Source organism: Arthrobacter sp. T572, from assembly GCF_056780115.1.
This window is the reverse complement of sequence record NZ_JBRAZQ010000002.1, coordinates 3,862,543-3,876,241: the sequence shown is the minus strand read 5'-3', so window position 1 is coordinate 3,876,241 and position 13,699 is coordinate 3,862,543. Positions and strand designations below refer to the sequence as shown.

Annotated in this window: 15 protein-coding genes; 4 read left to right on the top strand and 11 right to left on the bottom strand. The window is 63.7% G+C overall.

The window, feature by feature from the left end:
• Nucleotides 1-179 precede the first annotated feature (179 nt).
• The 5 genes from ACUYMZ_RS19125 to ACUYMZ_RS19105 form a co-directional block, all read right to left on the bottom strand.
• Nucleotides 180-1,691 (bottom strand): amino acid permease, encoded by a 1,512-nt coding sequence (locus ACUYMZ_RS19125; RefSeq protein ID WP_426004532.1) that lies wholly within the window; start codon nt 1,689-1,691, stop codon nt 180-182.
• A 142-nt stretch (nt 1,692-1,833) separates the two neighbouring features.
• On the bottom strand, nt 1,834-3,249 hold the full coding sequence (aspA, locus tag ACUYMZ_RS19120) for an aspartate ammonia-lyase (protein WP_481605305.1): 1,416 nt from the start codon (nt 3,247-3,249) through the stop codon (nt 1,834-1,836).
• 9 nt (nt 3,250-3,258) lie between these two features.
• The gene (locus ACUYMZ_RS19115) at nt 3,259-4,308 is read right to left on the bottom strand and encodes an asparaginase (RefSeq protein WP_481605303.1); all 1,050 of its coding nucleotides are present in this window, start codon (nt 4,306-4,308) and stop codon (nt 3,259-3,261) included.
• Complete coding sequence (locus ACUYMZ_RS19110; RefSeq protein ID WP_426004527.1) at nt 4,305-5,033, bottom strand: FadR/GntR family transcriptional regulator; 729 nt, start codon at nt 5,031-5,033, stop codon at nt 4,305-4,307. Before ACUYMZ_RS19110 ends, ACUYMZ_RS19115 begins: the two co-directional genes overlap by 4 nt.
• A 123-nt stretch (nt 5,034-5,156) precedes the next feature.
• Nucleotides 5,157-5,381, bottom strand: coding sequence for a helix-turn-helix domain-containing protein (locus ACUYMZ_RS19105; protein ID WP_426004526.1), 225 nt, complete (start codon nt 5,379-5,381; stop codon nt 5,157-5,159).
• 147 nt (nt 5,382-5,528) lie between these two features.
• On the opposite strand from ACUYMZ_RS19105, the gene ACUYMZ_RS19100 reads away from it, so the two are divergent.
• Nucleotides 5,529-6,137 (top strand): hypothetical protein, encoded by a 609-nt coding sequence (locus ACUYMZ_RS19100; protein ID WP_426004525.1) that lies wholly within the window; start codon nt 5,529-5,531, stop codon nt 6,135-6,137.
• A 61-nt stretch (nt 6,138-6,198) separates the two neighbouring features.
• Nucleotides 6,199-6,660 carry a DUF3817 domain-containing protein gene (locus tag ACUYMZ_RS19095; protein ID WP_481605930.1) on the top strand — a complete coding sequence of 154 codons (462 nt, stop codon included), beginning with the start codon at nt 6,199-6,201 and terminating at the stop codon, nt 6,658-6,660.
• 269 nt (nt 6,661-6,929) lie between these two features.
• Here ACUYMZ_RS19095 and ACUYMZ_RS19090 read toward each other — a convergent pair whose 3' ends face one another.
• The 5 genes from ACUYMZ_RS19090 to ACUYMZ_RS19070 form a co-directional block, all read right to left on the bottom strand.
• Complete coding sequence (locus ACUYMZ_RS19090) at nt 6,930-7,823, bottom strand: hypothetical protein (protein ID WP_481605300.1); 894 nt, start codon at nt 7,821-7,823, stop codon at nt 6,930-6,932.
• Between the two features lie 49 nt (nt 7,824-7,872).
• Nucleotides 7,873-8,529, bottom strand: a complete 657-nt coding sequence (locus ACUYMZ_RS19085) for a DUF6318 family protein (protein ID WP_481605298.1) — start codon at nt 8,527-8,529, stop codon at nt 7,873-7,875.
• A gap of 101 nt (nt 8,530-8,630) precedes the next feature.
• Nucleotides 8,631-8,996 carry an RNA-binding S4 domain-containing protein gene (locus ACUYMZ_RS19080; protein ID WP_426004520.1) on the bottom strand — a complete coding sequence of 122 codons (366 nt, stop codon included), beginning with the start codon at nt 8,994-8,996 and terminating at the stop codon, nt 8,631-8,633.
• Nucleotides 8,997-9,022: 26 nt separating this feature from the next.
• Nucleotides 9,023-10,126, bottom strand: a complete 1,104-nt coding sequence (locus tag ACUYMZ_RS19075; RefSeq protein ID WP_481605296.1) for a sulfite oxidase — start codon at nt 10,124-10,126, stop codon at nt 9,023-9,025.
• Nucleotides 10,127-10,234: 108 nt separating this feature from the next.
• Complete coding sequence (locus ACUYMZ_RS19070; protein WP_481605294.1) at nt 10,235-11,269, bottom strand: aldo/keto reductase; 1,035 nt, start codon at nt 11,267-11,269, stop codon at nt 10,235-10,237.
• A gap of 243 nt (nt 11,270-11,512) precedes the next feature.
• Between ACUYMZ_RS19070 and ACUYMZ_RS19065 the strand changes: the two genes are divergently transcribed.
• Nucleotides 11,513-12,004: a flavin reductase family protein gene (locus ACUYMZ_RS19065; RefSeq protein ID WP_442424049.1), complete on the top strand. Its 492-nt coding sequence runs from the start codon at nt 11,513-11,515 to the stop codon at nt 12,002-12,004.
• Between the two features lie 20 nt (nt 12,005-12,024).
• On the opposite strand, the gene ACUYMZ_RS19060 is transcribed toward ACUYMZ_RS19065, so the two are convergent.
• Nucleotides 12,025-13,095, bottom strand: coding sequence for a hypothetical protein (locus ACUYMZ_RS19060; RefSeq protein WP_481605292.1), 1,071 nt, complete (start codon nt 13,093-13,095; stop codon nt 12,025-12,027).
• Nucleotides 13,096-13,281: 186 nt separating this feature from the next.
• Here ACUYMZ_RS19060 and ACUYMZ_RS19055 point away from each other — a divergent pair, with 186 nt between their 5' ends.
• Complete coding sequence (locus tag ACUYMZ_RS19055; protein WP_426004513.1) at nt 13,282-13,686, top strand: YchJ family protein; 405 nt, start codon at nt 13,282-13,284, stop codon at nt 13,684-13,686.
• Nucleotides 13,687-13,699: the final 13 nt, after the last annotated feature.

Genomic DNA, 13,699 nt, shown 5'->3' with positions numbered 1-13,699 from the left:
CAATGATCGGATGTCTGGGTTCGCCGCGTCCTCACCCAACTGGGTCGCATTAGTGCGCGTTATGAGCCGTCAAAACGCGCACAAATGCGACCTAGTTGGGGGCGTTAACCAACGACGGCGGCACCCGCGTTCCGCTGGTACGGAACCCGGGTGCCGCCGTCGGGCGCTAACGGGTAGTGTTACGAGTCGCCGCCGCGCAGGGGGCGGTTGGCAACCACGGGCGCACTGCCGGTGTAGCCGTCACGGGCTGCAGCAATCTCGTGGATCTGCTTGCGGCACATGAACCAGCCAACCACCATCAGCACGCACGCAATGGCGGTAACCAGCATGGTCAGCGGGGAGTCAATGAAGACCATCACCAGCACGCCCACCAGGAACAGCAGGGAGAGATAGCCCGTGTAAGGGGCGCCGAACATCCGGAACGACGGCCGCTTCAGCCAGCCCTTGTCCGCCCAGCGCTTCAACTGCATCTGGCACAGGACGATCGTGGCCCACGTGACGATGATGCCCACGGAAGCGACGTTCAGCACGATCTCGAAAGCCTGGGCGGGGACGAGGTAGTTCAGCGGGACACCCAGAAGGGAGACTCCTGCCGTGATCGCGATACCACCATAGGGAACACCGGCCTTGTTCATGCGCTGGGCGAACTTGGGGGCGGAACCGGCCACGGACATGGAGCGGAGGATGCGGCCGGTGGAGTACAGGCCGGCGTTCAGGGAGGACAGTGCGGCGGTGAGGACCACCAGGTTCATGATGACGTCCACGCCCTGGACGCCGATGGAACCGAAGAAGGTCACGAACGGGCTGACGCCCTTTTCGTAGGAGGTGTACGGCAGGAGCAAGGCCAGCAGGATGACGGAGCCAACGTAGAAGACCGCGATACGGAAGACCACGGAGTTGATGGCCTTGGGCATGATCTTCTCCGGGTTCGCGGTCTCGCCGGCGGCGGTACCCACGAGCTCGATCGAGGCGTAGGCGAACAACACACCCTGCATCAGGATGATCATGGGCAGCAGGCCGTTCGGGAAGATGCCGCCGTTGTCGGTGATCAGGCTGAAGCCGACTTCCTGGCCGTCCACGGGGGTGCCGAAGATGACGAAGTAGGTGCCCACCAGCAGGAATGCCACCAGGGCGGCGACCTTGATCAGGGCGAACCAGAACTCGAGTTCACCGAAGACCTTCACCGAAACGAGGTTCAGGCTCAGGACCACCACCAGGGCGATCAGCGCCCAGGCCCACTGCGGGACCGCGCCCATCCAAGGGACATACTTGCCGAAAAAGTTCATGTAGAGAGCAGCCGCCGTGATGTCAACGATCGTTGTGGTGGCCCAGTTGATCCAGTAGAACCAGCCGGACACGAATGCTGCCTTCTCGCCGAAGAACTCACGGGCGTAGGAGACGAAAGAACCCGACGACGGGCGGTGCAGTACCAGCTCGCCCAGCGCACGCAGGATCAGGAACGCGAAGAAGCCGCAGACGGCGTAGGCGATGACCAGCGAAGGGCCCGCCGCGTTGAGCCGGCCGCCGGCGCCAAGGAACAAGCCCGTGCCGATGGCGCCGCCGATGGCGATCATCTGGATCTGACGGGGTTTCAGGTCCTTGTGGTAGCCCTTGTCCTCCGTGTGGAGGGCTTTCTCGCTGGCGTGCGCTTGGGCCGGAACCGTGTGGTCCGTGATGGGTTGGTTGGTCATGGGAATCCTTAGGGGTGTCCTGTTGGGGTGTCCTGTGTGCCGGCGGTCGGGGTCCGGGCACGCAGGACAGGGCCTCTTTGGGTGTTTGCCTTGCAGGCGACACGGCTCACACGAGCCGCGCTGGGAATCTGGCCTTGGCGGCCTACTTGCTGAGGTTTGCCAGACGTTCCGGGCTGAGCAGTTCTTCCAGCTGGGCTGCGGTCAACAGACCGTGCTCCAGGACGAGTTCCGCAACACCCTTGCCGCTGGCCAGCGCTTCCTGGGCGATGGCAGTGGCTGAGGCATAACCGATATGGGGGTTCAATGCCGTGACGAGACCGATCGACTGCTCCACGGTAAGCCGTAGCCGCTCGGTATTAGCTGTGATTCCCCGGACGCAGCGTGCCGTAAGGGTTCGGCACGCCGCTTCCAGGTGGGAGATGCTCTTGTGCAGGCTGTGCACAATGATCGGTTCGAAGGCATTGAGCTGAAGCTGGCCTGCCTCCGCGGCCATGGTGACGGTGACATCGTTGCCGATGACTTCATAAGCCACCTGGCTGACCACTTCCGGGATCACCGGATTGATCTTGCCGGGCATGATCGACGAGCCGGACTGTACTGCCGGCAGGTTGATCTCACCCAATCCCGCGCGCGGCCCGGAGGACAGCAGGCGGAGGTCGTTGCAAATCTTGGAAAGCTTCACGGCCACGCGCTTCAGGACACCGGACAAGTGCACGAACGCCCCAACGTCCTGGGTGGCCTCAATCAGGTCGGCAGCCGTGATAAGCGGCAGACCCGTGACGTCGGCCAAGTGGCGGCAGGCGGCCTCCGCATAGCCTGACGGCGCATTCAGGCCGGTGCCGATCGCGGTGGCTCCGAGGTTGATCTCGTGGATGAGCATGTGCGATTCGTCCAGGCGAGCCCGGTCCTCGCCGATGGTGACGGCGTAGCCACCGAATTCCTGGCCAAGGGTCATGGGGACGGCGTCCTGGAGTTGGGTGCGGCCCATCTTCACCACGGTGCGGAACTCGCGGCCCTTCTCAGCGAAGGCTACTTCGAGTTCTTCCAGGGCTTCAAGGAGTTCCTTGACGGAGAAGATCGTGGCCAGGTTCACCGCTGTCGGGTAGACGTCGTTGGTGGACTGGCTCAGGTTGACGTGGTCGTTCGGGTGCAGCTTGGAGTAGTCGCCCTTGGGGTGGCCAAGGATTTCCAGCGCGCGGTTGGCGATGACCTCGTTGGCGTTCATGTTGGAGCTGGTGCCCGCGCCGCCCTGGATCACATCCACCATGAACTGGTCCTGGAGTTTGCCGTCCAGGATGTCCTGGCAGGCCCGCTCAATGGCATCGGCCCGTTCCGCGTCCAGGAGTCCGAGCTTATGATTGGTGCGTGCGGCTGCCTGCTTCACCGCTGCCAGGCCCCTCACCAGGTGCTTGTTGGTGGAAAGAGGCTGCCCAGTAATGGGGAAGTTTTCGATTGCCCTGAGCGTGTGAACACCCCAGTACGCGTCCGCGGGAACATCGCGGTCTCCCAGGAGGTCGTGTTCTGAACGGACGGAGATCGCCTGATCGACGGTGGTCATAGCTGTCCTTTAGTTCGTGGTGAAAATCCGGGCCGCACGCAGTTCGCCGACCGGAAGGCCGCCGCCCAGCACGGGTGGGCTCTGAAGCGGGTCCAAAGTGCCGCCGTCGAGCCCCAACCGGCGAAGCACCTCAACGGTGACCGGCATGCGCGCGCGGTCCCCGCCGTCGGAAATTTTGACGGCAACGCCACGGCCGTCCGGCAGGCCCACCAGCTGGAGGCCCTCGAAGCCGTCCTTCGCCAGCAGCCCCGGTACGGCCCGCATGAGAGCGGTGACATCGCGGCCCTCGCCGGCCACCATCTCCGGGTAGCGGCGCATGGCGTGGGCAACCTTGCCCTCGGTGGTGCTTTCATCCGCCGCAGCCAGCCGGCCATACGCCCGGGCCATGCCGTGCAGCGAGTGTGCGAAAAGCGGCGTGCCGCAACCATCCGTGCTGACCGCGGCGGCTTCCTCGCCGGTCAGGTCCGTGATGGTGTCCCGGACCAGGACCTGGAGCGGGTGCTCCGGGTGGAGGTAGCTGTCAACCGGCCAGCCGTTGATGACACACACGGCGGTCATGGAGGCGTGCTTGCCGGAGCAGTTCTGTGCCAGCTGCGTGGGACCGTTGCCGTCGCGGAGCCATTCTTCCCGCTCTTTCACACCGTATGGGAGGTCCGTGCTGTTGCCGAGATTCGCTGGTGTCAGGCCGTAGAGGCGAAGGATTTCAGCGGCTCCATCGCGGTGCATCCTGCCGCCCGAATGGCTGGCCGCGGTCAGGGCCAGCAGTTCTTCCGGGATGTCCAGGCCTGCCTTCAGGAGCGCCACGGCCTGCAGCGGCTTGAGGCTCGACCGTGGGTACATCGGCGCTTCCGGCTGTCCGGCAGCCAGGGCTGTGCTGCCGTCTGCGTTCAGTGCGATCAGGGAGCCGTAATGGATGCTTTCCACCAGGCCGTCGCGGGTCTGCTCCACCAGAGGGACGTGGTTGGGCGTTGACGCAGGTGTGTGCTGGTGATGGGGCGCTTGCTGGGCCGTGGTCTGGTGTGCCGTTGCTGCGGGCATGCTGTCCTTTGGGTGGTTCATTTGCTGAGGATCGTGTCCAGTGCCACGCTGACGGCCCGGAGGTGGTCGGCCATCGCTTTGCTGGCGGCGTCGGCATCTCCGGCTTCGATCGCCTCGAGCACGGCGACGTGTTCCTCGTCCGAGCGGTGCTGGCGGTCGGCCACCAGGTTGAGGGTCTCGGACTGGTGGGCCAAGGCATCGCGGATGTCCTGCACGACGCTCGCGAAGACGCGGTTGCCGCTGGCGCGCGCGACGGCGGAATGGAAGCTTGCGTCCAGGTTCACCCAGGCTTCGGGGTCGGTTTCGTTGAGCATCTCCTGGACGATCTCTTTGAGGTGCTCCAGCTCTTCTTCGGTTCGCCGCTGGGCGGCCAGACCGGCGGCGGGGATCTCGATATGGGGTCGGGCTTCGTTAAGATCGCGGGCGCTGTACTGGCCCAAGGTAAGGTCATTAGCGACCTTGTTTGCCACGACGAACGTGCCCTTGCCCGTTTTTGTGGTGGTGAGTCCCAGCGTGTTGCAGGACCGGAGGGCTTCCCTGATGACGGATCGGCTCACGCCGTACTGCGCCGCGAGCGTGGCTTCGGAGCTGAGCTTGGTGCCGATGTCGAACTGGCCGCCCTCGATTGCCCTCCTCAGCGCCGCGAAGACCGCCTCAGCTGCGGAGATGCGCGAGATGGGGGTAGGCGTCGCTCGGCTCTGATCCGCGCCTTGCTGTCCGGCTGTCCGGCTGTCTGACAGGTTCACGCTACGAATATGGCACGGGTCACAAGACCCTGTCAACGCTGAAAGGACTGCTTCACGGTTTGGGGGTTAGCGGCTGGGAATCAGCTCGTGTCCAGACGGTCAGCAGGCCGCGTTAGCTCGGGCTCACCACCGGACGTTGCCGGTACCGACGTCGCGTATGGCAATTTCGAATCCCAGAGCCTGGAACAGATCCATGAATTTCGATGCCTCCACGGTTGCCTTGCCGGCCTCGGCGTCGATCACGAAACTTCGTGAGACAGACGCGCGGCGGGCCAACTCTGCTTGGGTCCAGCCCTGCTCCTCGCGAAGCTCCCTGATCAGTGGCCCAGCCTCGCGGACTGTTCTCAAGAGAAACTCCTGTTGTGATCGGATGGTTGTTTTGTCGTCGTACGGCGACTTTTGCATTTGTCGCCGTACGACGACAATCGAATGAGCCTGCCAGTTCCCCGCCAACACGCATTCACGCACCCCTGCAGCCCGGCGCATAATGCAACCATGACAGGTCATGACCCGGTCGAAGGTACGGCTCACGCGTCCCGGATCACGGTGGAGGTGCCGGTTCTGCGTGTGGGAAGCGGGACGGAGGACTTCGAAAGGCTCGGAATGTACGTCGAATCGCTTCGGAAACCGGCAGGCCTCCACATGACGCTGCTCCATGTAGGGATACTGGACGATCTGGTAGGCGACATCGTTTCCTGGACCAGCGGCAGGGCGAAGGCCGAAGAGGTCAGGGCGGAAATCGTGGCGTGGCTTCATGCGCTGCCGGTTCTGGAAGGGTTCCTTGGCAAGTCGAGCATGCTCGTCTCTCTTGGCGGCGGACGCGTGGCTGCCTTGGAAGTGGGAGTGCCCCAGGCCGTCCACGATTATCAGTCCCTTCTGGTTCAAGGCCTCCATGTGCTGCTGGACCAACTTGGCTTGGACAACATCGACGACTTCATCCTCAGCTCCCGGGCCTTGGGTTACCGTTCGCCGCGTTGGATTCCCCATGTGGCCATCGGCAAAACGCGGACCCGCCACGAACCGTCCGTGGAAATCGCTCCCTTGCCCCTCGAATTTGGTGATTCACGCATCAGGAACGCCCAGTCGCTGCCCACCGTTAAATGAGCGACCCTTCACGTCCACGGTAACTTTGGACGTGACAATCAATTCCCAGACGAGGATTTCCATGCAGCCGCGCGCCCTGTTCCGTACCGTAGCCTTCGCCGAAGCCGTGACCTGGACGTTGCTGCTGATCGGGCTGTTCCTTAAGTACGTCACCCGGACCACCGATATCGGTGTGAGCATCGCCGGCGGCATTCATGGCTTCGTCTTCCTGTGCTACGCCGCCACGGCCGTCTTCACCTGGATCAACCAAAAATGGTCTGCCCCGGTTGGTGTCCTCGCGGTTGTGTCCGCGGTTATTCCGTACGCAACCATTCCGGTCGAGAAGTCACTGGACCGCCGTGGAATGCTCGACGGCGGGTGGCGGCTCGCTGCTGGTGGCGAAAAGCCCCAGGGAGCCCTGGAAAAGGCGCAGGCCTGGGTGCTCGGTAATCCGATTCTTGCTGTGGTTGTTGTGCTGGCCGGCGTCGCTGCCGTCTTCAGTTTCCTGCTGATCATGGGCCCGCCGGACACCTGGTTCTCCTAAATCACTGTTTTCCGGGCCGAAGCGCGGATCTTGTCTTGTTAGTGTCGCCCTGTTGAGGTTCCTGACGGAAAACTTGCTCAGGGGGAGAAACCACGTCCAGAGAATCTGCCGAAGCTGCTGACACGCCACTCTGCCCGATGGTCTGATGCGTCCTTTTGACGGAGGGAGGTATCACAGAACCACGGTATGTGCGGTCATTCGTCCGTGGAACCGATCAGTAGGTTTATGTGGAAAACCAGTGCTCTGCTGCGCCAGTGTTCAGCGGTCGTCTATCGGTTTTGGGGGCAGCCCCATGAGGTGGGGTTTTCTTCGCAGGTGTCGGCGACGAGGGCTCGTTCTGTTTTCCAGGCGTGGATGGTTTTGGGTGGGGTGGTGAGGTTGAGGGTGCCGTTGATGGGTAGGGGTGGGCCGTTGTTGACGGAGTAGGTTCCGGTGAAGGTGGTGGTCACGGTGATGGGGTAGTTCCCGGTGGTGGTGTAGGTGTGGCTGGTGCGGGTTTTGTCTTGGAGCCAGTGTTTTTCGGGCAGTGGGGCGCCGGGGTCGGGGGTGGGTCCGAGGGTGGTGCCGTCGCCGTAGGTGTAGGTGTGACTGGTGGGGGTGGCGGTCAGGTGGACGTTTTGGCCGAGGATGGTGGTGTTGAAGGTCTGGGTTGTGGCGGTGGTGTAGGTGTTGGTGGGTGCGCCGATGAGGGTGTGGGGGAAGGGTTGGATTTCCACGGTGCCGGGGTTGATGGGCAGGTGTTGGAAGTCGGTGAGGATCCGTGCGGCGATCTCGGCCAGGACGTCTGCGGGTTCTTCGGTGTAGAGGCAGGTGGGGCCGCTGACGGGGATCCAGTCGGTCCAGCCGGGATTGGTGATGGCTTTGGGTGCTTGTTTCCAGATCACCGGGGTGCCTTCCGCGCCTCCGGTGGCCGGGGGTGGGCAGGACAGGGCCAAACAGCCCGGGTCCACGGTGTCCGGACCATCAGCCCGGCAATGAGTATCGGCCATGTACTGATTCGGATCCTCGGTGGTGGCTGTTCCGGGTCCTCCAAGGGCGGACTTCGAGGCGCCGGTGACAGGATCTACCCTGTAGATCGCCCCGAAGTCGACGTTGCCTGTCGACTGGTTGAGGCTGCCCCAAGTTTCGTGATTGTCTCCCGCGACTGCTGTGGCCGGTAACACCAGTAACAAGATAACCAGCCCGGCAATGCTCGTAAGAAGGCGATACCGCTCAACGTAGGACACCGGACTGCGTCACCTTCCACTCCCCTTCGAAAGCTGCGATCACCAGGAAAACGTCATTGGTCGCCGGGTCTGAAGGCCGTCCTTCACTTCCATTTGCGTTGTAGTAGTGAATTTCGTCCTGCATCACTTGAATTCGGGCGTGAGAATGGGGGACGAGGGATTCGCCTTCGATCAGAAATGCGCCGGTACTTAACTTGCCGCCGGATATCCAACGCCCCGACTCGTAGCTCTCAAGGGTTAGCTCGACCAGATGAGTGCAGACACCGCACTCTGATGTGTGCAGACTCCTGAGAGTCTGCACGTCTCCCGTCTCGTTCGCGTAGCTCTTCACCGCGTACCAATACCGAATAAACGCCTCCAACCCCTCCTTCGTGTTCTCCCGGGCCGCCGCCGGCATCACCGGCACCGGCACATTCTCGGCCCGGCCCTTTGCATCCGCAGGCTTGTACGCGCCCGCGGTTGAGCCGACGGGCGATGGGCTTTCCGAAGGACTGGCCGGCGCACTCACGGTGGGGGTCGCCGTCGTCGTGGTTGTGCCGGAGGGAGCGCCGCCGGATGAGCAGCCGGCCAGAAGCAGAGCTCCCGCCACGGCGGCAGCCAGGAGGTAGGAAGGCACGGAAAAGGAAGGAAAACGGCGTGGCATGACAGACTCCCCAAGGACTGCTGAGACGTGATGTCCGCCAGTCTAGGCAGGGGAAATCACAAGAAGCACGCGGGAACCGGCCCCATGTGGATAACCGGGCGCTACCCCCGCAGCTTCTCCATGTCCCGCCGGTCCTTCTTGGTGGGCCGGCCAGCACCGCGGTCCCGCTGGGGGAGGCCAAGCTGGGGCATCACGGGCCGCGGGGGAGTGTGGTCGGTGAAGCAGTGGGAGGCGGCCTCGGCACCGACGCGTTTCGCGATCAGCTGCCTGACCTCGTAGATGCGTTCCCAGCCGGATTCGCGGATGCGAACAGTGTCCCCGATGATCACTGTTTGCGAGGCCTTCACAGGGTTCCCATTGATGCGGATGTGCCCGGCGCGGCACGCGGCAGTGGCGAGGGACCTGGTTTTGTAGGCCCGGACAGCCCACAACCAGGCGTCGATGCGGACGCTTGAAGAACTACTCATGATTCAGATGAGTCTAGCCGTGGCTTTTACCGCACCGTCACCTCAACCCGCTGCGCCATGTTGTTCCCAATGCCCTGGTAGTTCCATACCTGCTCAGTGGACTGCAGCGCGCCCGACGAATCCATGGCCCTGCACCGCACTACGTGATCGCCTGGCGTGGCCACCCACACCACGGACCAGGACCGCCAGGCGAAGTCGCCCAAGGGATCGTCAAGTTGGGCGGGCATCCACTCGCCGTCGATCCCCACCTCGACCCGCTCGATTTCGCCGTGGCCGGACCACGCCTTGCCGTGCAGCATGACGGGACCGCCTTCAACCACACGCCGGCGGGTGAAGAAGTCCGGGATTCCCGGGGGCACCATGAGCGACCGGACGCGGATGTGCGATACGGGCAGGCCAGGCCCATCCGGACCTTGCAGGTAGTGATACGCCACAGCCTGTTGGAATCCCATGAACCGCGAGGTCACGGCCTCGATGGACGTCAACCACTTCACGCTCGCCATGCCGTACCACCCCGGGACCAGCAACCGCAGTGGAAAACCATGCTGCGGGGGCAGCGGCTGCCCGTTCATGGCATACACCAGCATGACCTCGGGGTGCATGGCTTCGTCGATGCTCAGGCTTCGCGCGTACGGCTCTTCGGCGCCGCCCTGGATGCCGCTGTCGGCACCGGTAAAAACAAGTTCGACGGCGTCACTCGCCAAACCGGCTTCCTCCAGCAGGGGTGCCAGCGGCGTTCCCGTCCATTCCGCCGTGCCCACGGCGCCCTGAAGCCAAGGCTGGCTGAGCGGACGGGGCTGCAGAAGTGCCCGGCCGTTTCCTGCGCACTCCAGGGTGACGGGCATGGTCACGGACGGGCGTGCCTTGATGTCTTCGAGGCTCAACTCAAGAGAATGGGAAACTGCCCCGCCCAGGCGCAACCGCCACTGGTCAACAGGTACCTGCGGGATGTCGAAGTGGATCAGCAGGTAGTGGAGTCCCGCGGGTGTGATGTCGTGCGCCAAGGCTTCCAGCGGCATCGAGTGGTTTCTGCCGGCCAGGAGGAGTTCTTCCTGGGTCAGCGGACCATCCGTGGGCTGACCGGCGGCGGGTTCTTTGGCGGTGCTCTGTGAAACACGTGGCTTGACCATGGCGGCGGCGTTCTACTTGACCTGAAACTGCGGTGTCCCTGCAGCTGTTAGGTCAAGGATCACGCCGGGGTCCGTGGGCGTCAATACCTCATTGCGGCGGCCAGGCGACTACCGGCGTCGAAGCTCCGGGTACTCCAAGTGCGGGGCCACGGTACCGGCGTCGCGCTCAAGGAAGTTGATGGCCGGAGCCACGATGTCGTCGATCTCATCCAGGACAGCATCGCTCAGCGCTACGTCCGCGGCCTTGAGATAGTCGGTCAGGTGGTCTTCGGTCCGCGGGCCAATGATCACACTGGTGACGGCCGGGTGGTTCATGGCAAACGCCACCGCCAACTGAATGAGCGTGAGGCCGTGGCGGGACGCGAGCTGCGCGAGTGCGTCAGCCGCGTGCAGCTTGGCCTGGTTGAAGGGCGCCGCGACGTCGAACCGCCCCGGAACAGCTGCCGCCCGGGAGCTTTCGGGCTGGCCCGCACCCAGGCGGTAACCGCCGGCGAGCCAGCCGCCGTCGAGCGGTCCGTAGCTCAAAACCCCGACGCCGTATTGCTGGGTGATGGGGAAAACGTCACGTTCGTTGGCGCGCACCAGCAGGGAGTAGGGAACCTGGTCAACCACAGGCGGTGTGAGGTGGTTGGTGTTGGCGATCCACTGCGCCTCCACCAGCTGGGCCGGGCTGAAGACGGAGGTGCCGTAATAGAGGATCTTGCCCTGGCGGATCAGGTCGTTCAGGGCCGTGATGGTTTCGAGGAGGTCGGTGTTGTAATCGGGCCGGTGCGCTTGGTACAAGTCGATCCGGTCCGTGTTCAGTCGACGCAGGCTGTCCTCCACGGCGCGGACGATCCAGCGTCGTGAATTTCCTGCATGCGCGGGGTTGGAACCCATCTGGCCGTGAAACTTGGTGGCCAGGAAGACATCGTCTCGCCTGCTGTGGATTGCTTGTCCCACCACGGTTTCTGCTTCACCCTGTGAGTAGATGTCCGCGGTGTCGACGCTGGTGATGCCCGCGTCGAGGGCGGCCTTGATGATGCGGATACTTTCGGCCGGCCCCGTGGGGGCTGTTCCGGTGCCGAAGTTCAGCGTGCCCAGGGTAAGCGGGCTGATCAGGGCGCCAGTGCGTCCAAGCGTTCGTAGCTCGTTGAGGCTCATGTCGGCTTCCTGTGGTGGGGCTGGATGTCCAACCGAGGCTACACAGGACCGTGGCGGGCAGAAACGCAAGCGGTAGAACTTCTTCGCTTTTCGTCTTGCGGAGTAATGCAAGGCGCCTTAGTTCGCGATATTTCTTGACATGCGGCAACACAAATGTCTTCCGGATCAACAAATATTGAGCTTCCCCGGAACGCGTGAATCATGGGAAAGGAGTTCACAGACACGCACAAAGGGGACACCGGAATGACACAGACTGCAGCGGAAGAAACAGCGGCGATCAAGACTGCCTTTGCCCAGTTCCCGTCCGGAGTGGCTGCCTTCAGTGCAATGGTGGATTTCACGCCGGAAGCCCTGGTGGCGTCATCCTTTACCGTCGGCGTTTCACTGGAGCCGCCGCTGGTGATGTTCGCCGTCCAGAATTCCTCCACAACATGGCCCAAGCTGCGGCAGGCCAACCGCCTGGGTGTATCCGTGCTCGCCGAGGGCCAGGAGGCAGCGTGCCTTCAGTTGTCGTCGAAGAACCGCGACCGCTTTGCCGGGATCGCCACGAGCGTCAGCGACTCAGGTGCAGTGCTGATCGACGGCGCAGTGCTGGGTTTCGAATGCGAGATCGTGTCCGAGACGCCCGCCGGGGACCACGCGATTGTGGTCCTCGAGGTCAAGGCCACCACCATCAACCGCGAGTCCAACCCTTTGATCTACCACGGGGCGTCCTTCCGGCAGCTGGCCGCTTAGGGGATCGCCCGCCGGGCCAGCTAGTTGTTGCGGCTGGCGCCGCTGAGGGAACCTTTTCGAATCGGGCTCGGTGTCTTTCCATTCCTGGAAGGCGCCGGGCCCGGTTTCTTTGCGCCCTGGGCGCCGGTGCTTGCGCCCTGGGTGCCGGTGCTCTGTCCGGCCCCTTGGGTGCCGGCGCCCTGCCCGGTTGCGGGCGCAGCAGGTTCGCGGGCCGGCTTGGGCTCCCCGGCCGGCTTGGAGGTGTTGCCTTGGGAGGCGCCGGCGGGCTGCTTGGCTCCGCTTGGCTTTTTCGGAGGGGTACCCGTGCTGGCATTTGTGCCCTGCTTCCCGTTGCCGCCGGGCTTGGCGCTGTTGGAAGACGGAGTGTCAGGGGCCTTGGGTCCGGACGGAGTGCCGTTGGTGGAACCGGGCTCGTCGAAATCGCGGACAGTGACCTTGATGGCCGGGGGCTGCTCCGCTTTGGCCCGTGCGGCTGCGCGTTCATCCGCCCGGGCAACGGCGTCGGCCCAATCCTTGGAGAGCACAGGAGGCTCCTTGCTGGCCGCAACAATCAAGGGGTGGTGCTGGGTTTGGGTCTCCACCACAGTCTTGGAGGTGTTGGTGGCCCAGTCTTTGACCTGCGCCGGCTTGGGAAGGTTGCGGGGATCCACCTTGGCTTTCCACCCGCCGCCCTTGACGGCCGCAGACGCCCCGGAGAGCCGGCGTCGAACATCACCCAGGAGGTCCCGCTTTGGCGGGGCAACGGCTGCCGGGACGGTTTCAGGGGCAGGGGAGGGGGCAGGTGTGGAGCCGGCGGGTTCGTAGGCCAGGTCTTCCAGCGGGGACTCAACGGTTTGTTCGGAGTCCACGACGCCGGCACCCGCCGGAGCGGGAACGTGCTGTGGGCGCGGGGGCAAGTGGACGATCGCAACGGTGTCCTTTTTGGGGAAGATGCCCACCATGGCCAGGAGTACCACTGACAACAGTCGCCCGATTCCGGCTATCACCAGAGTGATGATGATGATCAACCCGAGACCCAGGAACATGAGGACGGCCATCCCCAGTGTGCCCAAGTACGTCAGGTTGATGGCGAGTGTTGTCGGATCCTCCACGTAGCCTCCCCTGGCCGTCGTTTTGTGATGCGCGCATTGCCCACCCAGCTTGCATCTCTAGCCTACGGGCCAGCACCGACGGAATCACGCGCGCCCCCACCCTCAGGCGGGGTTGTTTCGAAGCTGTTATAACGCGTGGGAAAATATGTTGCCCAGCTCTCATTTACCGCCCCGGAAAGGTATACATTGACGCCTGACCTCAGCCGACTCCGCAACGGCGCCTGCCCCTGCCTTTCCGGCGAGCAGTACGACCACTGCTGCGGCCGCTTCCACCGTGGCCAGGCCGACGCCCCCACCGCCGGGCAACTCATGCGTTCCCGGTACTCAGCCTTTGTGGTCCTGGATCCGGAGTACCTCCTCCGGACCTGGCACGCCAGCACCCGCCCGGCCGCGATGGACCTGGATGCGCAGATGGAGTGGCGTCGCCTGGACGTTGTGTCCACGCAGGGCGGCGGACCCCTCGACGCAACGGGAACGGTGGAGTTCGCTGCGCACTACCGGGTGGACGGGGAGCGCGGCGTGCAGCGCGAACTGAGCCGGTTCGTGCGGGAGAACAAACGGTGGTTCTATGTGGATGGCGATGTCCGCTGACTTTCCCCGGCCA

What these genes read in the sequence shown, in the direction of transcription:
- ACUYMZ_RS19085 (WP_481605298.1), bottom strand. Translation starts at nt 8,529, where the DNA reads ATGCCACGCCGTTTTCCTTCCTTTTCCGTGCCTTCCTACCTCCTGGCT.
- ACUYMZ_RS19100 (WP_426004525.1), top strand. Translation starts at nt 5,529, where the DNA reads ATGACAGGTCATGACCCGGTCGAAGGTACGGCTCACGCGTCCCGGATC.
- ACUYMZ_RS19115 (WP_481605303.1), bottom strand. Translation starts at nt 4,308, where the DNA reads ATGAACCACCCAAAGGACAGCATGCCCGCAGCAACGGCACACCAGACC.
- aspA (WP_481605305.1), bottom strand. Translation starts at nt 3,249, where the DNA reads ATGACCACCGTCGATCAGGCGATCTCCGTCCGTTCAGAACACGACCTC.
- ACUYMZ_RS19125 (WP_426004532.1), bottom strand. Translation starts at nt 1,691, where the DNA reads ATGACCAACCAACCCATCACGGACCACACGGTTCCGGCCCAAGCGCAC.
- ACUYMZ_RS19075 (WP_481605296.1), bottom strand. Translation starts at nt 10,126, where the DNA reads ATGGTCAAGCCACGTGTTTCACAGAGCACCGCCAAAGAACCCGCCGCC.
- ACUYMZ_RS19080 (WP_426004520.1), bottom strand. Translation starts at nt 8,996, where the DNA reads ATGAGTAGTTCTTCAAGCGTCCGCATCGACGCCTGGTTGTGGGCTGTC.
- ACUYMZ_RS19065 (WP_442424049.1), top strand. Translation starts at nt 11,513, where the DNA reads ATGACACAGACTGCAGCGGAAGAAACAGCGGCGATCAAGACTGCCTTT.
- ACUYMZ_RS19095 (WP_481605930.1), top strand. Translation starts at nt 6,199, where the DNA reads ATGCAGCCGCGCGCCCTGTTCCGTACCGTAGCCTTCGCCGAAGCCGTG.
- ACUYMZ_RS19070 (WP_481605294.1), bottom strand. Translation starts at nt 11,269, where the DNA reads ATGAGCCTCAACGAGCTACGAACGCTTGGACGCACTGGCGCCCTGATC.